This is a genomic window from Alteraurantiacibacter lauratis (assembly GCF_037154155.1).
Classification (GTDB): domain Bacteria; phylum Pseudomonadota; class Alphaproteobacteria; order Sphingomonadales; family Sphingomonadaceae; genus Alteraurantiacibacter; species Alteraurantiacibacter lauratis.
The window spans coordinates 93,729-115,326 of sequence record NZ_JBANRN010000012.1; the positions used below are offsets into that span (position 1 = coordinate 93,729).

Below are 21,598 nucleotides of genomic sequence, written 5' to 3' on the forward strand. Positions count from 1 at the left end.
ACAGCACCGAGGACCGTTCAACGCTCCTGGGGGCCGGATGGCCCTTCGCAAAGCAAGCTAGTGCACGAAGCGCGCCACCACGTCGCGGTAGGAGCGTGAGACTTTCACCTCGGCGCCTGATTCGAGAACCAGGAAGCACTCACCGTTGGTATGCGGCCGCACCTGCCGCACCAGGTCGAGATTGACGATGGTGGAGCGGTGCACCCGCTGGAAATTGCGCGGGTCGAGGCGCCGTTCGAGATCCTTCATCGTTTCGCGCAGGATCAGCGAATTGTCGCCGGTGTAGATGCACATGTAATCGCCCGCCGCCTCGATATGTTCGATGCTGTCCACATCGACGCGGAAAATCTGCCCGCGATCCTTGATGTTGATCATCTTTTCATAGCGCGAGGATGTCTCGGTTTCTTCGCTGCTGGCGATTTCCTCCAGGCTTTCGGGGCTGACTTCGGCGAGCACGTCCTTCAGCTTCTCGGCTTCCTCGGCGCTGCGTTTTTCGGCCAGACGCTGCCGCACGCGCTCGATCGTGTCCGCCAGCTTTGCCTCGTCCACCGGCTTCATCAGGTAATTGACCGCATTGGCCTCGAACGCGCGGATCGCGTGTTCCTCGTAAGCGGTGACGAAAACGAACAACGGTGGCTCGATCTCCATCACGCCTTTGACCACCGAAAACCCGTCAAAACCGGGCATCTGGATGTCGAGAAAGACCAGATCGGGCTTTTCTGTCTTGATGGCGCGGATCGCCTCGCGTCCGTTGGCGCAGGTGCCGATTACCTCCACGTCCGCGAAGGCTTCCAGACGCAGTTGCAGGCCCTGAATGGCCAGCTTTTCGTCGTCGACAAGAATTGTGCGAATAGTCATTTCGGTAATCCAATATGCAGCGGCCCCGGTTCGGGTTCCGGGGAGCCATGCGTTTTTTCGGGAATGGCGGGCGTGCCTCCGGCCATGTGCGATTCCCCCTGTCTGGCGCCACCTTCAAAGCCGCCGCCCGTCTGGGGGCGTGTTTCGGGTTCGAAGGGGATTTCGATGATGACGGTAAAGCCGCCGCCCGGCGGGGTCACGATGTCGAAACGGTGTTCCTCGCCGTAAGCCTGCGCCAGCCGGTCGCGGATATTGGCAAGGCCGACGCCGGTGGAGACGTGCTTGCCGTTCGCGGGGCTGTTTTCGATGATGTCGCGGCGCGATGATCCCTGCAGGCCCGGCCCGGTATCCGCCACGGTCAGCCGTAGGCGGTTGCCCACCAAATGCGCGGCGACCGAAATGCGTGCGCCTTCTTCCTGCGCCGACACGCCGTATTTGATCGCGTTTTCGACCAGCGGTTGCAGCAGCATGGACGGGATCAGCGCACGCTGCGCCACCGGGTCGATGCGGAATTCGGTGCGCAGCCGTTCCTCGAACCGCATCCGCTCGATTTCGAGATAAAGCTGCAGCGTCTCCACCTCCTGCGCGATCGTCACCTTCGCGCCGGGCTGCGTAACCAGCGTGTGCCGCAGGAAGCTGGACAGGCGGGTAAGCATCGCATTGGCGGGCGCGGTCTGTTTCAGCAGCACCAGCGTGCTGATCGAATTGAGCGTATTGAACAGGAAATGCGGGTTGAGCTGATAGCGCAGCATGGCAAGCTGCGCGGCGGTGGCCTGCGCTTCCAGCCTTTCCAGCCGGTCATTCTGTTCTTCCACCTGCAGGAAGAAATTGATCGCGTAATACAGCGCCGACCACGCGCCCAGCAGCGTCATGTCGAGGTAGAACACGCCCAGCACCAGGCTGGTGAAACTGGTATCGGCCGCTTCGGGCCTGAGGCTGATCGTCCAGGCGTTGATGAAGGCTGACACGAACACCGCCACCGCCAGCGCCAGCGCGGTCAGGCTCCAGGTGATCAGCGGGCGGCGGGTGATGAGGTAGCTGTAGACGACCGAGAGGATCAGGCTGATCGAAAAGCCGGTGATCGTGGCGATCGTCACCAGCACCAGGAAGTCGAGCGGCCGGTCCGGATTGTTCGTGAGCGCGGTGGCCGACCGCAGCGCCATCGCCCCGCCCCAGCCGATCAGTTGCAGGCGCCAGAAGGCCCGGTTCTTGTCCGCAAAAAAAGGCGTGGGGCGGAAAGGCAGCGCCGCCATCGACGCGCCGCCTCTGATGCCGCCCGCCGGCTGCGGCGCAGACATGGTGGTGCCGCCGCCCGCCCCCTTCCCCGCAGGGCGCGATTGCCGCCGGATGGACGAAAAGCGGGTCACTGCCAAAGGGCGCGCCCTCCTGTCTTGTGCGCATTACGAGGCACGGGCCTCGTCCAGCGCGCGGGCAATCGCCTCGCGGCCAACCGCCCCGTTCAATGCCCGGTCGCCCACGATGAAGAACGGCGTGCCATTGATGCCCAGCGTCTGGGCCAGAAAGACATTGTTCTGCAACTGGCTGTCGAAAACGCCCGCATCGATGGCGGCGCGGGCGCGCGCCAGATCGACGCCCGCCTGCGTGGCGGCGGCGGTGATGGTGTCCGCCGTCACCTGCCCAGCTGCAAACATCGCGGCGTGGAACTGGGCAAAGCGGCCCTGCTGCGCGGCGGCCAGCGCCATGCGCGCGGCATCCACGCTGTCCTGCGAGAGGATCGGCAATTCGCGGATCACCACTTTCAGATCGGGATTGGCGGCGATCAGCGCGTCCACATCGGCCACGCTTTGCCGGCAGAAGGTGCAGGCGTAATCGGTAAATTCGACCAGGGTCACCGTGCCTTGCGGATTGCCCAGCACCGCGCCAGGGAAGGGCGTTTCCATTTCCGCACGCACCGGGGCAATCCGCTCTGCCATGGCACGGCGCTGCAATTCGTCCATTGCGCGCGTCAGCACTTCGGGATCGCGCATTAGCCACGCCTCCCCCGCCCGGTCAGCCAGCGGGGTGAGCGTGAACAGCGCCGCCCCGGCAAACCCGGCCAGCAGCGAAACGGCGATTGTGGCAATCCAGCGCATGATCCCGGTGCTAGTCGCGATTGCCGCGCCGTTCAACTTGCCTCTCGATCTGCGCGCGCGCCTCGATCGCCACGTCCTGTGCGCGCAGCCAGTCGGGCGAGCCCATGGGGAGACCCTGTTCGGCACCCTGCGCGCTCATCAGTGCGCTGCGGGGATTGCCGCTCATGATCTGCTGCTCGGCGCTGGCAAGCTGCGCGCGCGGAATATCGCCGCGCTGGCCGTAAACCACGCCGAGCTGATACCAGGCGAAGGGATTGCGCCGGTCGCGGCCCACGGCGGCGCGCAGCACGCGTTCGGCTTCCTCCAAATGGATCGGGTCTTCTGTCGCAAGCAGCGCATGGCCCAGCATCGGCGCGATCAGCGGGTCCGCATTGGTGAGTTCGACCGACCGGCGCAGCGGCGCCAGTGCTTCGAGCGGCCGGCCCGATTCGAGCAGGATCTGACCTTTGAGTTCAAGGAAATAGGGATTGTCCGGCTCCATCTCCAGCAGGGCATCGGTCTCGGCCAGCGCCTGTTCGATCCGCGCATCCTTGTGATAGGCATAGGCGCGGGCATAGCGGGCGGGCACCCCGGTCATATAGACGGGAAAGGCATTCAATGTGCGTTCGGGCGTTGCCTGAAAGCCGAACAGCTTGGCCTTGATCCGCTGAAACCGTTCTTCCAGCACCGGATCGTTGGGCGTATCCCAGGCGGGATCGTCCATATATCCGTCGCGCAGCGCCGCGATGCGCGTGCCCGACATGGGGTGGGTGCGCGCATATTCATATTCGCGATCCTGGCTGATGCCGCGGCGGAATTCATAACTTTGCAGCTTGCGGAAAAACTCCAGGCTGCCGCGCCCGGAGATCCCTGCGGCGGAGAGATACTGCGCGCCCGCCGCGTCGGCGCTGGCTTCCTGCGTGCGGGTGAAGGCGAGGAACTGGCCCATTGCCATCTGCTGGCCCAGCGCCATTACGCCCATCGCCGCCTCGCCCCCGCCCGCCAGCGCGGCGGCAATGCCTGCCAGCGCCGACAGCAGCGAGATGCGCATCGCATTGCCCGCCCCTTCGCTGAAGCGGATGATGTGGCCGCCCGTGATATGGCCCAGCTCGTGCGCCATCACGCCCTGCACCTCGTTGGCGGTATCCGCAGCGGCAATCAGCCCGGTATGGATATAGACGCGCTGTCCGCCTGCCACAAAAGCGTTGATCGAATTGTCGTTCACCAGCACGACTTCCACCGATCCGGCGCCAAGGCCCGAAGCCTCGGCAAGGGGGTCGATCATGTCGCGCAGCAATTGCTCGGTCTCGGCATCGCGCAGGATGCTTTGCGCGGCGGCTGGCTGCACACTGGCAAGCAGGAGCGCGAAAACCGCAGCGCAATGCGCCACAAGGCGCGGCACGGAGTGGGAAAGCAGGGGGCGCATGGCCCCTTGGTAACCCGCCCGCCCCTGAACGCAAAATGAAGATGGCAGGTTGCGGGCGCGTTTAGCCGGTGAGCTTGCGCGCCGCGCGTTCGATCAGGGCAATGTCCTGCGGCACTTCGCCCAGCAGCGCCACCGTGCCTTCGGGCGTGCGGCGCACCAGGATGAGCGCGAATTCCGCCCCTTCGCCGGGCACGGCATCCAGCGGAGCCGGGGGCAGTGCGCGCAGGCGGCTGGCAATCGCCCTGCGCGGGCCGGTTGCCATGCGGCGCGAGTTGGCCGGCGTGCCTTCGCGGCGCAGGCGCCGTTCTTCGGCAAGGACGCCTTTCAACCCGCCTTCGGCCCGCGCCAGATAGGCGGCGAGTTCGCCCTGGCCCAGCCCCACGCGGCGGGCATGGGTCAGCGCGCTGGCATATTCGGCAAGCCGCGTCTTGTCGTAATCCGCGCCGAAGACCAGCTTCACCACCGGCGTCATCGGCGCGCGGCTCTGCATCGGCAGGCCTGCATCGGCCACCAGTTCGGCAAATTCTTCCGGAGCATCGGCAGCGGCCAGCGCGAAGTCATAGGCACGGCCGATCGCCTCATACAAGGCGCCGCGCGTGCGGTCTTCGTTGCTCCGCGCCTGCAGGGCCTGCTCGCGCGCGGCGGCCAGCCAATCGGCCAGCCCCATTGCCGCGCCCACCGGTGCCCCGGCTTCGGGCTGATCGAAGGCGTCCGGATCATCAAGGCCGAAGGACGGCACGGGCAGGCCATGCTGATCGCGCGCGGCATAGGCGGGCTGAGCCGGTGCGATGGCGGCGGCGGGGCCATCGGCCCAGTCGGCCATCGGCAGCGGTTCGGGCGCGGCACGCGGCGGCACCGTTTCGGCAGCAAGCGACTGGTCGATTTCCAGCAGCAACTCGTCCGCCATCTGCGCGTCGGCCAGTTCCTTCCAATTGATCACGCCGAAGATGAAATCGATCGTCTCGTCATCGCTGGAAAAGGGCAGCAGGATGCCGCGATACATGATGGTGGAACCGCGCTGGTTGACGAATTCCGCCTCGAACCCGATCGGCGCCTGGTTGGCGAGGATCTGCATATAATGGTCAGTTATGCGCGACAGCAGCGAGCGTGCGGGCACATCGGAGAGCATCCGGATGGGCGCACCATCGCCGCCGCATTCCTGCGCCAGCTTTTCGCCCAGAAAGGCAACCGCCGGGTTTTCGATCCCGGTGGAAAAGTCGAGCAGCACGCCGTGCGGGCCGAAATCGGGCAGGCTGAGCGGGTCGAGATCGTCGACATGGGGGAAATTGCGGTTATCGAGCAGGCTGGCCCAGAAATTGTAGGCGCGCACCTGCATCCGGCGCTCGTCCCCGCCAACGGGCGCGGGCGGGGCGTCGTGCACGACCTCGTCATCCAAGGCCGTATCGTGCGAATCAAAAGCGCTGCGCATGCTGTCCATCGAAGGCGTATCCCCGTTAAATTAGGGGCTTCTTCTGGACGCTTGTGGTAAATTTTCGGTGAAGTTGCGCGGGGAACCTTGCGGATTGGCGCAACAAAACGGCCAAGGCCGCACAGCCATTACAGCATATAGCGCATCCGCACCGTCTTGGTGACCGGGCTGGTGCCGACGGGGAACGAGGCCTGGTCGAAGCCCGGCGGCCCCATGCGCACCGGCGCATCGCGGGAAAAGCCGAAGCCTTCGCGCGGGATCATCAGCATCCGGTCGGCGCGGCCGTTGCTGTTTTCATCATGCAGGAGCGACACCGCATAGGTGCCGGGCGTCACGCGGTCGAATTCGAGCACCAGATTGGCCCGCGCCGGCACGGTCAGCCGGTGCGATTGCGGATCGTCGCGGCAATCGGGAAAATGCTGCGGAAAGGCGGTGAGGCAGGCCTGAACCAGCCCCTGCCCATTGCGCAGATCGGACACGGCCACGCGCACGCTGGTCGTCACCTCGACCGAGGATGCCGGGCCGGACAGACCCGTTGCCACCAGCGCAGCTAAAGCGAGCGGGGCGAAAGACCGCGATCGGTGCCGCATAACTTGTCCCAAAAACGAAAATACAGGCCGAAATTGCATAGATACTCGTCATGATGCCGCTGGTGGTGGCTGGCCGTTATCAGCCAATTCCCTGCGCGGGAATGAACAAGCCAGCGCGGAAACATCTCCCACCCCATGTGGTTGGTCACGCCCATAACGGTCATGATCAACAGGACAAGCCCCAGCATGGCGACATGGATCGGCACCAGAAACACCAGCGCGGGGATCACAATCGCGCCGGTCAGCGCCTCGATCGGGTGAAAGCTCATCGCGGCCCAGGCGGTGGGCGGGCGGCTGGCGTGGTGCACCGCATGGGCGCGCTTGAACCAGCGCGGAATGTGCATCCAGCGGTGCGTCCAGTAAAACCAGGTGTCGTGCAGGAACAGATAGAGGAACAGCGAAACTGGCAGATACCAGAGCGGAAACGCGTTCCAGTCGGTATAGATGCGCGTCCAGCCCAGATCCCGCCACATCCACGCGACCACGCCCGCTGGCACGCCGTAAATCGCCGCCGAGGCAAGCGACCAGAAGATTTCGCGGCGGATTTGCGCATCCAGCCCCTTGTACAGGCCGGGGCGCACGCGCGAGGTGGCAAAGGCAAACAGGCCGCTGGTTGCCAGATAGCGCAGACCCACGATCAAGGTCATCGCCAGAGCGGAAAAGAAGATCGCAAGCAGCATCGCAGCCCTGTTAGCAAACCCGGTGCAGCAGACCAAAGCCTTTGCGACGGGTATACCGGCATTGCTTGCCAGCGCGTTGCCGCCCGATCACGCGAAGGCGCGCCTTGCCGCTATTCGGCGTGGCCGCTGGCCCAGGCGGCGCAATGCGGATCGGTCAGCACGGCATGGCGGCGCATGGCGGCACGGGCCAGCCTTTCCACCTCGGCCTTGCGCCGCGCGGGTGCGAGCGGGTGGCTGGGGGCAGGGCGGATAATCTCGGCATCATATTCATCCGCCACGATCACCCCGCACATATCCGGACGGAAATCGTCCCCGTCGAGGCAGGCGCGATCCAGTTCGGGCGGAAGCCCCCAGAAAAACCGGTCGCAGAAGTCGAGGTAATCGGGCCATTTTCCATCGCCCATCAGATCGCCGCGCGCGGTCTTGATTTCGACAATCACGATGCGCCCCTTGGCATCCAGCCCCATCAGATCGGCGCGGCGGCCATTGCGTAGCGGCATTTCGGGGATCACCCAGATGCCGTTGCGCGCAAACAGGCGGCCAATCCCGCGCGCCACCGCCAGCGCGCGTGGGCCAGAAATGGGTGCGGCAGGAAGTGCGGGCGAATCGAGCATGGCGCGAAGATGGAACGAAAGAGGAACACGGTCAAGCCGCGCGTGCTTATGCGCTGCGCAGCGGCCCCATTCCGCCGGTCTGTGGCAGCAGGGCCAGCACGGCCGTGCGGGCCGCCTGAAATTCGGCCCACAGCGCGCGCGCCGCAGGACGCGGGTCGGCCCCGCGCGCATTGATCGCCAGCAGGGCGGCAATCCCCGGCTCCATGACCGCCGCCAGATCGTCCACCGCGTTCAGCGCCAACTGGCGCCGCCAGGCGGGGCATTCACGGATGAGCAGCGGGAAATTGCGCAGGCGAAGGTCAGGCGCTTCCGGTCCGACCCCGGCCAGCGCCGCCACCACCGCGCCCGCATCGCTGAGCGCCGCCCAGCGCAGGCTGGTGGTATTCGGGCTTGCCGGATGTTCGGGGCGGGGCGCTGCTGTTGCCATGGCGCACAGTCTAGCGCGCGCGGCCTTGCGATTTGGTTAGCAGGCGCCGCGCGCGCCGCCACTATTCGATATCGTCAAAGCCCAGATCGATATTTGCCCCGTGCTCGCCCGATTCCAGCCGGTTGTTCTCTGCGCAGACATATTCGCGCATGGGGAATTCGTTATCGAGCCGGTAGGCAATGCGCGTGACATAGGGGCGCGCCAGAACGTCCGGATTGGTGATCGTATATTCCACCATCAGCTGGCCGGGCGCGGGCATCCAGATATGTTCGTGCACATGGCTCTTTTCGGTATGCGGGATGCCGGCGATGATATTGGTGCGCGGATGCAGGCCGATCGTGTCGATCACCAGCGTGTCGCCATCCCAAAAGCCGATCGAATTGCCGTTGAAGAACAGGTCCGGCTCCTCCGGATGGCCGCGCCCATCGGTATAGATGCGGCGGATCTGGTCGTAGGCTTCGGTCAGGATTGTCACCCGCCCCGGCGAAAACAGGATCTCGATCGGATAGGGTTGCTGCATCACGCCGGGAATGCCGGGCGGCAGGCACTGCGCCTGCGCTTCCTGATTCGGCCCGTTCTCACGGATCGATTCGCGATAAGCGTCGTAAGCGGCCTGCGCCTGCGGCGTGAGCACGGGCGGTACCGCGCGGTTGGAGAACAGCGCGCCCCAATCGGGATACCAGATGCCCGTCCAGTCGGGCAGCGCCGTCGCTTCGGCATAGGCCGTGGCGCGGGGCGGCGTGAACGTGTCCTGCGCCATGGCAGGCAGTGCTATCAGCACCGCTGCGCCCGCCATGCTGACCGCTACACGTTTCACCCAGCCTGCCCGGTTAATGGCCAAGTTCATTCCGTCCCTCCCCATTCGTCGTCTTGCGCGATCGGTCTTGCGCGATCCTGCGGCATCAGCATTACCGCCTGCGTTGCCTTTGCCCATGCAATTGATGTCGCAATTCGTATCAAGTCAAGCAGGCGGGTTGATTCTGTCCGGCCAATGCTGGCACTATGCGCGCCGGGAAGCTCGGGCACGCGGTGCGTGACCTGTCGCGAGGAGAGAAGACGCATGAAAAGCACCACCACTGGCCGCCGGATGCGCTTTGCCGCGCTGGCCGCCGCACTGGCCCTGGCGGGCGGCGCCGCGATGACGGTTCCGGGATCGGCGCACCATTCGACCGCAATGTTCGCCTGGGGGCAGGAAGTCACCATGCAGAACGTGACGGTGGAACGCTGGGAATGGACCAATCCGCACACCTTCCTCTATGTGCGCGATGCGCAGGGCAACCGCTGGGCGTTCGAAGGGATGAGCCCCAACCATCTGGTGCGTTACGGCTGGTCGCGCACATCGCTCGCACCAGGCCAGGTGATCAGCCTGACGCATTACCCGCTGCGTGACGGGCGTAACGGCGGCTTCAACGTAACCGTGACGCGGCCCGACGGTCGCCGCCTGTCGCAATTCGGCGAACGCGGATCGGTGCAGAACTGACCTTTTCCCAAGGGCCCAAGGCAAGCAGAGCAGATTTAAGCTTGGCGCATCGCCCGCCCGTTGCTAGGCGGCGGCGACACGCACCCGTAGCTCAGCTGGATAGAGCGCTGCCCTCCGAAGGCAGAGGTCACAGGTTCGAATCCTGTCGGGTGCGCCATTCCCGAACAAAAGATAGAACTGCAGGTGTGGTCTCGCCCACACCTGCAGATGCGCTTCGTGCCAGCACGGCTTTGGAGCCGCTGATGCGGATTTGCCGGTCATCGACCCGCACCTCGTTGAGCAGCAGCCGTGCATAAGCTTGCCGCAGGTCGGCCGAGCCGCTGAACAGCTTCTCCCGCAACAGTACTGCGATCTGTTCGATCTTCTCCGGCGTGATCACGGGTTCGGCCATAGTGAGACGACGGGAGAGGTCGGATATCTCGTCGGCCAGCTCGTCCCGGCGGAAGCGGAGATTGACCAGACGGTCGCGCAGTGATGCGTCGCCTGCGTCCATCAGCCCTTTCTCGACCAGCTCCAGAAGACGGGCGATCCCGGCTTCGGCTTCCTTTTGGTCATGCCGCATCTGGCGGAGCCGATCGCGGTTCCGGTCCTCGCGCTCCATGGCGGTGCGGAGATATTCGCCGAGCAGTTCCATAAGGTGCTGGGGCTGCAGGACCCGCTTCGTGACCTCGCCGATTACGAGGTCGTCGAGTTTGTCCATGGGCACGCGCAGGCCTTTGCAGCTCAAGGAACCCTCCTTGAGACGCCGGGAACAGCAGTAGTAGCGATAGAGCCCGCCTTTCCCGGTGTTGAGGATAAGGGCGGACCCGCAATGCCCACAGCGGGCTATACCGGCGAGGAGAGTAGGCGAGTTGACGACGCGCGGGGCAATCCGTTTCGGTGACCGGCTCTGCATCAGGGCTTGCACCGCGTTGAAGGTCTTCTCGTCGATCAGGGCGGGGACCTCGAAGGCCACCCATTCCGACGGCGGGCGAGGCCTGCCGTTGCGGCTGTCCTTGCGGTTGAAGTGGTGCAGTCCGTGATAGGTGGTGGACGTCAGGATCGCGTGGACACCACCGGTAGTGAATTTACGGCCCCTTCGCAGGATGCCTCTCTCGTTGAGCCAGGTGGCGATGGCCTTGATGCCCATGGGCTTTCCCTGAGCCCCTGATGCCATATCGAACATCATCCGTACGATCCGCGCCTCGACTTCGTCGATGACGAGGACCTTCTTGTCCTTGTTGCCACGCCGCTCCGCGATCTCGACACCGTAGCCGTAGGGTGGCTTCGCGCCGTTCCAGAAACCCTGCCGCGCGTTTTCCAGCATCGCCCGGTGAACGTGCTTTGCAGTCTCCCGGCTCTGGTGCTCGTCAAAGATGTGCAGAAGCTTGCGGAACATCTCCCCTGAGGCGTCCTGCGCCACCTCCTGCGTGATCGAGACCAGTTCCACACCTGCCTTGCGCAGCTCGCGGACATAGAGCTCGGAATGCAGGCTGTCCCGGCTGAACCGGCTGAGGGAGTGTACCACCACCATGTCGAACGGCTTGTCTGATCGGCGGGCGGTGTGGATCATTTCCTGAAAGACGGGCCGGTCCTCGTCGAGTGCCGAAGCTCCCGGTTCCGAGAACACGCGCACGACCTCGATGTCATGGCGCTGACACCATGTCCGGCATTGCGCGATCTGGTCAGGGATCGAGAGATCGCGCTCGGCCTGCCGGACGGTGGAGACGCGGACGTAGATGGCTGCGCGGGTCATCGTCATTTCCCTCGAAACTCGCGGATGACATCGCCATGGCGGGCGAAGGCCGTGAAGCTGGTGGCTTGGTTGTAGTATTTCTGGCTGGAAGCCAGCAACTTGTGCCCCAGCAGGTTCTTGCTGAGGCCAATCCATTCGGGGCGCTCTAAAGCGATTTCTGTGACAACGCAGTCGCGGAACAAGTGCGGCGAGAGGTCTCGGCCGAGATGCTTACGAGTGGTTTTCGTCACACGAATGCTGATGTCGGTATCCGGCATCCGACGGCCCCGCCGTCCGACCCAGAACCAACCTTCATCGTCAATTCCCTCCTTCAAGAGGGCGGGTCGGACCTCTTCGAGGTAGGTGAGTACAGCGGGTTCGAGCCTTTCGGGCACGGACCAATCGAGCGGCACACCTTTTTTCGTTTCCTCGGGCGTGAAGATCATCCTCATGCCAAAGTCGTCAATTATGAAGCTATGGCCGATCCGCAGGCTTGCGAGATTTCGGAGCCGCATTGGGCGATTGATCAGCAAGCCGATCATCAGGCCATCGCGGTATGCCACGGCACCGCTCCTTTGCCCCTTCCGCATTTGTTGCAGACCCGCGGACATCAATTGTTCGGCGAGCAGATCGACATCGGTCACGCGGGCCATCCGAGGCAGTTTTGGGCGTGAGGGCTTCGCACGGTTCATCATACGGTGCGCAAGCTTCGTCAGCCATTCAACACCATGAGGCGGCGCGCAGGCACGCAGCACATAGGCCAAATTCCGGATGGTGGCCGCGACCGTCAATTCCGCCCGGCCGACCCCGTATTCCAGCACGAACGCACTGATCCGGTCTTTCGTGATGCGATCGCACGGGTGAAGATCGGGATTTAGCTGTCCGTTGGTCGCGAGCCAGCCAAGCCAGACGCCGTAGCCACGCTCACAGCCTTTGATGGTCGGAGGACGCCAATTGGCAGCAAATCCGTCGTCGTCGTCGAATGGTCCAGCAGACTGCTTGGCTTCATCCCACAAGGATTGATCACGATCCGGCCATTCGTCGACTGGAAGCGGAGAGAAGGCTTGCTTGATCACAGGAAGTCCCCCTCTTCGAGGTCGTCGCTGTCGTTGGAAGGTTTTGACGACTTGATGTCCGCCTGTTTGCGCAGCTCCGCGATCAGCGCGTCGTACCGGGCGAAAGCGTCATCCGTCAGCAGCCCCTCATAGAAGCTGACCGTTGTTTCGAGGTGCTTGTGCCCAAGCAGGCGGCGAACCGTCTCGTAGTCACCGGGGTTGGCGATCAGGTAGAGGTGTGCGGCGAGATGGCGCATAAGGTGAGCGTGGATTGTGACGCCGATTTCCCGGCGCACAAACGCAGCAAGCTGTTTCGAGAGCACTGATGGCCCCTTGCGAAGGCCGCTCTGGCTGATGAAGAACGCTGTGCTCGGCATTTTTGAAAGGACGGGCCGGAAGACGTTCACGTAGCGATCAAGCATGTCGCCAAGCTCATCCCCAAGCTCGGCATCAATCGCCCATCCGTTCTTCACGTCGGTTGCATCGATTGCGATGCGCCAATTTCCGACGCTGCCAGCTACCGGAGGAACGATGGTTTTCGAGATGTCGAGCTCCGAGACATTACGGATGCGCAATGGCACATGAAGCAGCAAATCCAGCAGTACGGCCATCTGCATTTGCTGCGCCTGACGCACGGTCGGCTCTTTCACCTTGCCGAGTTGATCTGCGATCCTGACTGGAAGGTTGAGAAGCTTTCGCCGGACCAACGGATCGAACAGCGGGATCAGGCGTGCCTTGTTCTTCTCGCACATGCCACTCGAACGGAAGCGCACCTTCCTCGCTAGGTTTTTGAGCTCCTCCCTCGTGTGATCATCGAGGTCGAGATATCGGGCGACACTGAGCGCGCCGACAGCCATTCCGCCCAAATCCTTGCGTGCTCTGTCATCAATCTCCCCGTCTGGAAGCCTAAGCGTGAAGGCTCGCTTCACCAGTGACGGATCGATCAGGTCTGCAAGCGTCTGGAAGCGATCGACTGGGACGCCTGCCTCGATTAGCGTCGTGGCCATCACCCGCAGCCGAGTCAGGTAGTTACTCAGCGTTATTGGCTTGATCGGCCGATGCCCTTCATCGAACGGGTCGGCTGTGACTGCTTTCACCGCGTAGGCGCGGACCTCGTCTTGCAGGGTTTGCGGAAAATCCTCCCAACGTAAAGCGCACTTCGTGATCGGTTCGGGCGCGGGGACTGGTTGGTAGGGCGATCCTGGCAAGGCGATTGCTCGGCTCCACGCGCGTCGGGCCACGTGCCCGCGCTCGCGCGGATTGCGCTGGATCATTTGCTGCTCAAGGTAGGCGTAGAACTGCTCGAAGGTGCTAGGCGTGACGTCTTGCGGGCTGATTTCTCGGACCGAGCACCAGCCAGCGAAGCGGCGGATATCGCGTCGGTCACGCGTAGACAGGGGCGCTACGAGCTCTTCCCAAGCGGGGCTCAGGGTGAAATTCCTACGCTGGCGATGAACTTTTACCCCGGCAAGCTCCAGCGCCTTGCGAACACGTGACATGATGTTCGCCCAGCTGCCCTTTGAATAGCCTCTGAGCAGCCACGGTGCCTTTGCGGCCAAGGCGCGAATGATTGCCGGATCGGCGATGATATCACCCGGCGTAAGGCTGCAAACTTCGGCGAATTTCCTGATGGCGGAACATAACTCACTCCGTTTGGCTAGGGGTATTTCCTCGCGCCCCATGATCAGGCGGATCAATGCGGCGAAGGTCAACGTGGGGGTGCCATGCGAAGGCATGGTGAAGCCCTCCTCTAGGTAGGTTGATGACTGGTGATGACAGGGGCGGTCAGGGGGACGTTTTGGTGATGTTCCCAGCATCCATTTTTATTGAAAATGGGGCTTTAGTGTTTCACCGTTGCGCCGATCCCGCCCCCGATCACATGACAGGACGAGACGTCAGACGCCCACAGCGCAGCTTGCTTCGTACAGTGCAACGTTTGCGGCCGATATGCGAACAGCCCGACCAAAGTGGTGAGCGATGAGCTTCTCTTCCTCGATCCATCGACGAACCTGTCGTTCTGATACGCTCCACCGAACTGCCAGTTCGGCGACCGTGAAAAACTCTTTCGGCTTTTTCGCTGAGGGTGCGGTCGGCTTGGTCTTGGGAGCAGTGGGCTTCTTTTTCAGTTTGAAGGGCATAGCGACGTGTTCTCCTGGACGACGCGCGCGGTCACTGTTCACCAAAAAGGATCTGATCGATTTCGTGTGACAGATGCGCGCGCAGAATTGCGACTTCGTCACGCAGCACAGGAAGGTTCGTCGGGAGGTTGCTGACAACGCTTGAGCTGCTGACGTTTGACGGTGCATCCTGATGGCCTTTCCGCTTGCGCTTGATGACGATCCGCGCACGGCGTTTCGGCAGCGCGCTTGCTTTCGCAGCAGCTGGGGAAGCAGACAGGGGACGACTGCGCTTCATTTCCCGTCTCATCGCGGCTGTTCTGACGTGGTCGATCACGTTCAGGATGCTGTAAGTCACCGCATTGCCGGACTTCGTGAGTTAATCACCGGCGCTTGCGGATGTTCGAGTTCGCGCACGAGAATGTCAGGAAGGCCGCGCGACTCCTTCCCGGCCGAATTGCTGTCGGAGGAGGCGCGCGAGATCGGGGAAGGGAGGGCCAAAAGGCGACGAGCAGTCGCGCTGCACGGATTTTCCGAGGCGCGATCTGATCAGCTTCGAAGCTCGAAGCAGCACATGAGTTCTGAAAGTGGGGGTAGTCCACAGGGCGTCGCTCTCGATGACTTTGGAACAATCCAAGTCATCGAGTGCCGAACTCGGCGCTCAGGCGGCCCTGCCCTCTGATGAACTGTCCCCCATATGCCAGTGCAATTAGTTCTGATCAACCCTCAGTCGAAAGGTAGGAAGTCAGAGCGTGGGTCAGCGCAGCCTCCTTGTTTGTGAGGCCATGGGGGTGCTTGATCGCGCCTGCCTTGAGCACAGCACTTTCGAAGACGGCGTACTGCGCTTTGTCGAGGTAGACGACCACTGCGCGGGTGTCCGGTGCAAGCATCTCGCCGCGCAGATACATCTTGAGCTCATAAGCGGTTAGCACCTCGGCCATGTTCAAGAGCTCCAGCACATTATCGGCATCGACATGCGGAGCGAGGAGCGAAAGCTTTGTCCAGCCGATCTTGCGCAACCTGTCCTGCGCAACCCCGAGGTTGTCGAAGCTCCGGTCAACCGAGGCCAGATGATAGGCTTTGCGGCGCTTGATCCCGAGGCTTTTGGCCACTGCGATGAACTCGTCCGGGTATTCGTCCTGGATTTCCCGGAGGTATCGGGCTGCCTCCAGAAAGTGGTCGCCGATCAGGTCGATGAAGGCCTGCGGCACATGTGGTGTGGTTTTCTTATCTTCGCTCATTCTCATAAGTCCCTGATATTAGTGGAACTTATTCTTTGATCGCCGACCGCAAGCGATCAATCATCTTAACTATTTGAGCTAAAATGTAAAAAAATCGGATGAAGCATTACATGCTGCGTGGACTTGTACTCATCGAGCGGACGCAAGTCTGAGGAGATTGCCAAGGGTCGATTGACGACATCATTATCCTCATGTATCTCACAGTCATTAGTGAGGAACGTGAAATGATTCGACACCCGATGCTGACCAACCCTACCGGCAGCGCAACGCTCGCCGGAAGCGCCATGGGGAGGCAGATGCTTGCGCAGCTGATCCAGAAAACCAAACCGGTGGCAGAGCCGACTCTGGCCTTCCTCGATTTTGCTGATGTGGATATCGCGACCGGTTCGTTTCTGCGCGAAGCCGTGATGGGCTTTCGCGATTTTTGCCGAAACGCGGCTGGCATGATCTACCCGGTCGTGGCCAATCCCAACGCAACAATCGAGGAAGAGCTCGCGACCTATCTTCGGGGTCGCAACGATGCAATTTGGGCCTGCGACCTCGATGCCAGGGGCGCAGCTACTGCCCCGCGCATTCTAGGGGAACTCGACGCCGGACAGATGAGCACCATTCAGCTCATTGCTGCGCATCATCCGATTTCCGCGCCCGAGCTGGCCAAGCTCCGGCCCAATGACAAGATCGGGACGACCGCATGGAACAACCGGCTGGCAACATTGGCCGCCAAGGGCATGTTGAAAGAAGTGCGCCACGGCAAAACCAAGCGGTTCAGCCCGGTGATGGAGGTAATCTGATGGGTGCCGATTTCATCCGTGAACAATCCGGCCAACCTTGGCGCAAGCGTTGGAACAAAGGGGTGGACCGGCTCAGGGAGCCGGGCCTTTTCGACGTGAAGTTTAACTCCCGGCAGCGGACCATCACGGCAGACATCGATCCTGGCATAAGCGTGCAGCGCGGCGACGAACTGGTGGTTCAGTGCGGGCCTGGCAACGCCATGGTGTCCCGGGGGCAAAGCCGCGTGGGCGCCATCAACGGACTGCCATCGGACATGCGCGCATCCCTCACCGAATGCGGCGGTGTCGCGTTCGGGATCGTTGAACGGGTGAGTAACTTCGGGAATAGTGTGGAGCTTCGTTTGCAATGAACAGTGCCAAGAATCATCCGCTGCCCCGCCTCGTGCGCAATGCGCAAAGTCTCTGGGATGACGCTGCCGCTATGCCGTGTTCGCTGGGATGCGTGAGCTGTGTTGATCGCTTAATTTGTGGCGGTGCCCACAACAGCGCCAGCTTCTTCGACTGCGGCGATTACTGCCGCTGCGATGACAAGGCGACCTGTGACCTTGTCTGCCGGGGTAACCCGAAGCAGTTTGTGGAGCGCGTGAGGGAGGTCGGCGGGCTGGAGTTCGCGAACGTACCTCGCGCGCCGGTGATACCCATCGAAGCATTGCCACCCATGGTTCCCCTCATTGAGCATGCCACGGCGCGTGTCGGCACGCTCCATTCCCCGATTGTGGCGCTTCCGCTTTACGCACTGCTGGACATCGAGGCAGGGACGCTGCGCTATCCCGACCGGGCCGCACTGAGCCAGAAATTCGGGATCGACCCGCATGCCCGTCTGGTGATTTCCGGGGTGGCGCGCGACCGTAAGATTGAGCGTTACTGGGCGGCTAAGGACAGGCCTGCGATGCTGGAACAGCTGGCAGCCCTCAACATCGCCCTTATCACGCCCCCCAATTTTAGCGTGCTGACTGACGTCCCACGCACTGATAACCTGCATGCCATGAAGCGCATCCTGATCACCACGGCTGAGATGATGCAGGCAGGGCTGCCAACCGCGCTGCATGTCAACGCGCGCACCGAACGGGACTATGAGCGTTGGGCCGAACAGATCGCCGAACGCCCGGAGATCCAATACCTCGCCTTCGAGTTCGCGACAGGTGCGGGCCGGGGCGAGCGATTGAATTGGCATGTGAAGCAGCTCAATGCGCTTGCAGCACGGGTGCCGCAGGCATTGGGGCTCATTGTTCGCGGCGGCGCGCGCGCGCTCGAACCTCTGCGTGGCTTCTTTGCAGCGGTAACGGTGATTGACACCGACGCCTTCACGAAGTCCCGCTGCCGCCAGGAGGCCCAATTCCGTCCCGATGGGACGCTGGTCTGGCGTAAACATCCGACGCCGCGTGGCGCGCCGATCGATGCGTTGCTGCAGCAGAATGTCGCGGCGCTACACAGCCATCACATCGTGATGGAACGCAACCATGCCGAGCGGCGCAACGCGCCGCTAAGGGGTGTCGGCGCGCCAGATCGCGCTGATCGTCATGCCAGCGAGGGCTGAGGTATGGCTCAACTGCTGGTGACCACTAAGCGGATCGTCCGTCGGGCATAAGGTGAGCGCATGATCGCCCGAGCGGAAGCGAAGCTCGACGCGGTCCGTAACCATTGACCGACAGAGCTGCACGAACCCCTGACCACGACCGCTAGCTGCCGGAAACCGCGATACTCCCGGCCTGATTGCTTCGCACAGTGCCTCACCCGCATCTTCAAGATGGGCATGCTCTGGATTTTGCCGAAGGGTCTCCAGCACGCCTTTGCCACGGTCCGCTACCACAAATTCAAACGACTGGTCCGTGACGGCATAGGCGACAAGCCCCGTGCTGGCTGCGCCACTATGCTCGTAGACGTTATCCTGCATCTCACCCAGTGCTCCGACGAGCGAGGCTACAAGTCCGATGGGAAAACCCTTTGCCTTGGCAATATTCTCAGCGTGCAGTAGCCATTGCTCCCAAACCGGATCGCTCGTCTGCACGGGGTTCTCAAGGGGGAGCGGAAATACCCCAGCCTGGTCGCTGTAGCCGCCACCGAACGATTGACCCGTTGCCCATGCCTCACGGGCTTTTAGGGCAAACGAACCTTCAAATGAAACGGACGCATACTCGGCAGGAAATTGTTGAGCACCTGCCAGCAACTCAACGAGCGGGCCGATGCGGCCTGAGTTTTCAATCACGATAGAACCGTGATTTCGCAACCTGCCATGCGCTGCCTCTCGCAAGAGATCATCGACATCCGAGAACTGAGCCTGAAGGGCGTGCATCATTGCCCAATATCACAAGGACTTGGCTTACTCCTATAGTTCTTTGAAATGGACGAGATTGACAGCTAGGATCGGGCTGCCTCAGCAGCGATATGGCCTGCCAACGTGGTGACGAAGGTTTTCAGGCTGGTGAGTTCGGATAGCCCGGTGAATTCGCCGGTCGTCGAGGCCGACCGTGGAGACGCCAACAGTGCAGCGGCGGTATAGAGGTTCTCTTTTACCAGCCGTTCGCACAGCAGATCATACCGCTTCAGGTACGATGCGCCCTGGAATTCCGGGAACACCGGGAAGTGCGGCGAGCGATCGCGGACCGGCGAGCGCGAGCGCGGTTCATCTTCCACCATCATCAGCCAGCCAAGAAACGGCTTGGGCTGGTTGCCGAGTGAACCTTCCCGGTAGGCCGTCCAGAAATCATGGGCGGTGCCAATCGCCTCCTCCGTCCGGTTGTTGAAGTTGTTGCCGAAAGACGGGCCAACCTGGCTCTTCAGCTCAACGGCAGCGACCAGCCTGCCTTCATTGATGACCAGCAAATCCCACTTCTTCGTGGGTCGGAAATACCCTGGCAGCGTCACCACCGCACTGGTCTGGTGCAGCTCCGCATGGCCCAAGCCATTTTGCTCCACCAGATCGACAATCAGCGCAATGAAGCCGTCCATATTCTTGCCAGCCGTGACCCCGGCCCGCTCGCCCTGGTCAATATTGCCCGCTTCAATCTGTTTTTGCCGCGCCTTTTCACGGTTGCCCCAGAAGGCCATCGTGGCCTGCTTCGCCTGCCGCTCATAGTCCGCCAGTTTAAGGCTCATGCGATTGCCCCGTCCGTGAGTGCGTCGGCTTCCGCTGCCGACAATTGATACAACGCGGTCATGGCCGCATCACAACGTGCGCGGTTGCGGCTGATACCCGCCGCGACCAGCTCGGCGCGAAGCTCCTGGGGAACATCGGCCCATTGGGGCACGCAGATGCGGCGCAGATATTGTGCTTGATAGCGCAGATACCCGCCGCGCATTTTGGTGGAATAGGTGGAGATGAACAGGCGCGCGATGCCGGAAAGTAGGACCGCCTGAAGCGCGCGCAAATCCCACGTGTCCGAGGTGATGTAGTAAAGGTTGTGGTGCGGGTAGAAGCGACCCTCGTCATAGACGATATGCGCCTCCCCTTTGATATCGGGGATCAGCAGTTTGGGCTTGCCCACGAGGGCGGGGTAAATGCGGTCAATGGTGCGATACCAGCCAGCGGGCGATTTCTTCGCTACATGCCGCCCGGCAATCTCTTCCTTCCGCGCTTCCAAATAATGCGCAAGGCGGGGGTAATCCGCCAGTGCGACCAGCCCGCCTTCATCCGCGAACGGGTTCACCACCCCATAGCCGCGCCACACAATCTCACCGGAGTGAATATCGCGGGTCATCACCAGCGGGAGCTTGCGATCTTCCTCAACGTCGAGCGCATCAAAAGGCGCGATAAACGCCTGATCCGCTCCGGTCGCCACGCCGATACCTACCTTGCACCCCGCCGCTTCCAGCGTCGGCAGTCGCGCCTCCAATGCCCGCACAAGATCGATGCCGGGATTGGTCTCCACAATCCAGGGTTCGCCGCCCCGATGCACGATGGCGGATTCATGCACTTCCGGGCCCGCTGATGCTTTCCCAGTCATAGCACGAGCAAGCGAGGTAAGTGCTTCTGAAGAGACTTCGGGACGCTTGGCGACGGCTGTTGTCTTGCCGGCTTCATTGGCGATCACAAAGATGCCGGGATAGGCGATCACGTCGGTGGTGAAGGCGGGTGTGTCCACCATGTCCACAAAGGCGCGCAGGTGATAGCCGCTCGCCACTAATTCCCGGAGTGGTCGCCCATACCTGTTCTTCATCCATCGATCCGCGCAGATGAAGCCGAGGACACCGCCGGGATTCAATAGGTCCAGGGACCGTTCGATGAAGGGAATGTAGATGTCCGCCCGGTCATAGATCGTCCGGTAACGGCGGCGATACTCCGCCATTAGGGCGTCCGCGATTAACTCCTGGCGCACATAGGGCGGATTCCCGACCACAAAATCAAAGCGGCGATCGAACTCCGTCAGCAGAAAATCGCCCTGAACAAGCCACGCCTTGCGGAGCGTCGCAGCAGCAGACCGTGCCACTCCCTTCTCCACAAGCAAGGATTCGAGCGCCATGCCGGTCTCGGTAACGCTGGCATGATGTAGCTCGACGGCGCGCACCGCCGAGACCAGATCAACTTCCGGGTTGGACCCGCCGTGCCGATGATACGCGTTCAGCAGCCGCTCGATGGCGGCAAACAGAAAATCGCCACCGCCGAAGGAGGGCTCAAGCAGGCGCATCGTGTGGAGCGGCAGCGCAGGATCATATCCGGCCAAATCGAGAATGAACTCTACCACTTCCGTTCGAGTGAAGATCGCTCCCCGCTCTTCAACGCCGGCATTAGCCATGGCATGCACAGCCTGTTCGATGGGGCAATCGCCAAACAACGGCGGCTGATAGTCGAAGGCTGGTCTGGCTTTCACGGGAACCTCTGAATTGGCACGGCAGCTAAGCTATATTGGAACATATATAGAACATATGCAAGGCTGAGCGATTACTACGGCTTACAGAGTTAGGGTCCAAGCTCGCGATTGATTTTTGGCGGTTTGGGCTGGAAAAACCATCAGGAAGTCTAGGGATAAGGCAAGCCATAAAGGGGTTCTGGATGCCGACCGCCAGAGGTACTCGAAAAGCCGCCTTGCTTAGGGTCGAGACTCAATCAGAGCCAGAAAGCCACGGCGGCGGCAAGGCATACGGCGGATAGGAAGTTTCTGGCGAG

General features: G+C 62.1%; 23 protein-coding genes and 1 tRNA gene. 5 read left to right on the forward strand and 19 right to left on the reverse strand.

What is annotated here, in order from left to right; genetic code table 11:
• Positions 1-57: 57 nt before the first annotated feature.
• From WFP39_RS11775 to WFP39_RS11820, 10 genes are all read right to left on the reverse strand, one after another.
• The gene (locus tag WFP39_RS11775) at positions 58-858 is read right to left on the reverse strand and encodes a LytR/AlgR family response regulator transcription factor (RefSeq protein ID WP_336919838.1); all 801 of its coding nucleotides are present in this window, start codon (positions 856-858) and stop codon (positions 58-60) included.
• Positions 855-2,111, reverse strand: a complete 1,257-nt coding sequence (locus WFP39_RS11780; RefSeq protein ID WP_336919879.1) for a sensor histidine kinase — start codon at positions 2,109-2,111, stop codon at positions 855-857. The genes WFP39_RS11775 and WFP39_RS11780 overlap by 4 nt, the downstream gene beginning before the upstream one ends.
• Before the next feature lie 147 nt (positions 2,112-2,258).
• The gene (locus WFP39_RS11785; RefSeq protein WP_336919840.1) at positions 2,259-2,951 is read right to left on the reverse strand and encodes a DsbA family protein; all 693 of its coding nucleotides are present in this window, start codon (positions 2,949-2,951) and stop codon (positions 2,259-2,261) included.
• A gap of 10 nt (positions 2,952-2,961) precedes the next feature.
• Complete coding sequence (locus tag WFP39_RS11790) at positions 2,962-4,356, reverse strand: M48 family metalloprotease (protein ID WP_336919842.1); 1,395 nt, start codon at positions 4,354-4,356, stop codon at positions 2,962-2,964.
• Between the two features lie 61 nt (positions 4,357-4,417).
• Entirely contained in the window at positions 4,418-5,794 is a 1,377-nt protein-coding gene (locus WFP39_RS11795) for a PAS domain-containing protein (protein ID WP_377923270.1), read from the reverse strand.
• A gap of 119 nt (positions 5,795-5,913) precedes the next feature.
• Positions 5,914-6,327 (reverse strand): DUF2141 domain-containing protein, encoded by a 414-nt coding sequence (locus tag WFP39_RS11800; protein WP_336919844.1) that lies wholly within the window; start codon positions 6,325-6,327, stop codon positions 5,914-5,916.
• 8 nt (positions 6,328-6,335) lie between these two features.
• The gene (locus WFP39_RS11805; RefSeq protein ID WP_336919846.1) at positions 6,336-7,055 is read right to left on the reverse strand and encodes a sterol desaturase family protein; all 720 of its coding nucleotides are present in this window, start codon (positions 7,053-7,055) and stop codon (positions 6,336-6,338) included.
• Positions 7,056-7,165: 110 nt separating this feature from the next.
• Complete coding sequence (locus WFP39_RS11810; protein ID WP_336919847.1) at positions 7,166-7,669, reverse strand: MmcB family DNA repair protein; 504 nt, start codon at positions 7,667-7,669, stop codon at positions 7,166-7,168.
• A gap of 46 nt (positions 7,670-7,715) precedes the next feature.
• On the reverse strand, positions 7,716-8,096 hold the full coding sequence (locus WFP39_RS11815) for a hypothetical protein (protein ID WP_336919849.1): 381 nt from the start codon (positions 8,094-8,096) through the stop codon (positions 7,716-7,718).
• Between the two features lie 61 nt (positions 8,097-8,157).
• The gene (locus WFP39_RS11820; RefSeq protein ID WP_336919850.1) at positions 8,158-8,943 is read right to left on the reverse strand and encodes a hypothetical protein; all 786 of its coding nucleotides are present in this window, start codon (positions 8,941-8,943) and stop codon (positions 8,158-8,160) included.
• 213 nt (positions 8,944-9,156) lie between these two features.
• On the opposite strand from WFP39_RS11820, the gene WFP39_RS11825 reads away from it, so the two are divergent.
• Both WFP39_RS11825 and WFP39_RS11830 read left to right on the forward strand, forming a co-directional pair.
• A complete protein-coding gene (locus WFP39_RS11825) occupies positions 9,157-9,576 on the forward strand; it encodes a DUF6152 family protein (protein ID WP_336919851.1) in 420 nt (139 codons plus the stop codon).
• 80 nt (positions 9,577-9,656) lie between these two features.
• Positions 9,657-9,733 (forward strand) — tRNA-Arg (locus tag WFP39_RS11830).
• Here the strand turns inward: WFP39_RS11830 and WFP39_RS11835 are convergent.
• The 6 genes from WFP39_RS11835 to WFP39_RS11860 form a co-directional block, all read right to left on the reverse strand.
• The gene (locus tag WFP39_RS11835) at positions 9,704-11,311 is read right to left on the reverse strand and encodes a recombinase family protein (protein WP_336919852.1); all 1,608 of its coding nucleotides are present in this window, start codon (positions 11,309-11,311) and stop codon (positions 9,704-9,706) included. The two genes, WFP39_RS11830 and WFP39_RS11835, sit on opposite strands and share 30 nt — an antisense overlap.
• A gap of 2 nt (positions 11,312-11,313) precedes the next feature.
• Positions 11,314-12,366, reverse strand: a complete 1,053-nt coding sequence (locus WFP39_RS11840; protein ID WP_336919853.1) for a hypothetical protein — start codon at positions 12,364-12,366, stop codon at positions 11,314-11,316.
• The gene (locus tag WFP39_RS11845; RefSeq protein WP_336919854.1) at positions 12,363-14,081 is read right to left on the reverse strand and encodes a site-specific integrase; all 1,719 of its coding nucleotides are present in this window, start codon (positions 14,079-14,081) and stop codon (positions 12,363-12,365) included. The genes WFP39_RS11840 and WFP39_RS11845 overlap by 4 nt, the downstream gene beginning before the upstream one ends.
• Positions 14,082-14,240: 159 nt before the next feature.
• Positions 14,241-14,483: a helix-turn-helix domain-containing protein gene (locus WFP39_RS11850; protein ID WP_336919855.1), complete on the reverse strand. Its 243-nt coding sequence runs from the start codon at positions 14,481-14,483 to the stop codon at positions 14,241-14,243.
• Positions 14,484-14,514: 31 nt separating this feature from the next.
• A complete protein-coding gene (locus tag WFP39_RS11855) occupies positions 14,515-14,820 on the reverse strand; it encodes a hypothetical protein (RefSeq protein WP_336919856.1) in 306 nt (101 codons plus the stop codon).
• 361 nt (positions 14,821-15,181) lie between these two features.
• Positions 15,182-15,703, reverse strand: coding sequence for a hypothetical protein (locus tag WFP39_RS11860; protein WP_336919858.1), 522 nt, complete (start codon positions 15,701-15,703; stop codon positions 15,182-15,184).
• 191 nt (positions 15,704-15,894) lie between these two features.
• Between WFP39_RS11860 and WFP39_RS11865 the strand changes: the two genes are divergently transcribed.
• Genes WFP39_RS11865 through WFP39_RS11875 form a run of 3 tightly spaced genes read left to right on the forward strand, consistent with a single transcriptional unit; the run spans position 15,895 to position 18,031 of the window.
• Positions 15,895-16,494 (forward strand): hypothetical protein, encoded by a 600-nt coding sequence (locus tag WFP39_RS11865; protein ID WP_336919859.1) that lies wholly within the window; start codon positions 15,895-15,897, stop codon positions 16,492-16,494.
• Complete coding sequence (locus WFP39_RS11870; RefSeq protein WP_336919860.1) at positions 16,494-16,844, forward strand: hypothetical protein; 351 nt, start codon at positions 16,494-16,496, stop codon at positions 16,842-16,844. The genes WFP39_RS11865 and WFP39_RS11870 overlap by 1 nt, the downstream gene beginning before the upstream one ends.
• On the forward strand, positions 16,841-18,031 hold the full coding sequence (locus WFP39_RS11875) for a hypothetical protein (RefSeq protein WP_336919862.1): 1,191 nt from the start codon (positions 16,841-16,843) through the stop codon (positions 18,029-18,031). Before WFP39_RS11870 ends, WFP39_RS11875 begins: the two co-directional genes overlap by 4 nt.
• On the opposite strand, the gene WFP39_RS11880 is transcribed toward WFP39_RS11875, so the two are convergent.
• The 3 genes from WFP39_RS11880 to WFP39_RS11890 form a co-directional block, all read right to left on the reverse strand.
• Positions 17,978-18,790, reverse strand: a complete 813-nt coding sequence (locus WFP39_RS11880) for an ATP-binding protein (RefSeq protein WP_336919864.1) — start codon at positions 18,788-18,790, stop codon at positions 17,978-17,980. The two genes, WFP39_RS11875 and WFP39_RS11880, sit on opposite strands and share 54 nt — an antisense overlap.
• A 62-nt stretch (positions 18,791-18,852) precedes the next feature.
• Positions 18,853-19,590, reverse strand: coding sequence for a PaeR7I family type II restriction endonuclease (locus WFP39_RS11885; protein WP_336919866.1), 738 nt, complete (start codon positions 19,588-19,590; stop codon positions 18,853-18,855).
• Positions 19,587-21,302 (reverse strand): Eco57I restriction-modification methylase domain-containing protein, encoded by a 1,716-nt coding sequence (locus tag WFP39_RS11890; RefSeq protein WP_336919868.1) that lies wholly within the window; start codon positions 21,300-21,302, stop codon positions 19,587-19,589. The genes WFP39_RS11885 and WFP39_RS11890 overlap by 4 nt, the downstream gene beginning before the upstream one ends.
• Positions 21,303-21,598: the final 296 nt, after the last annotated feature.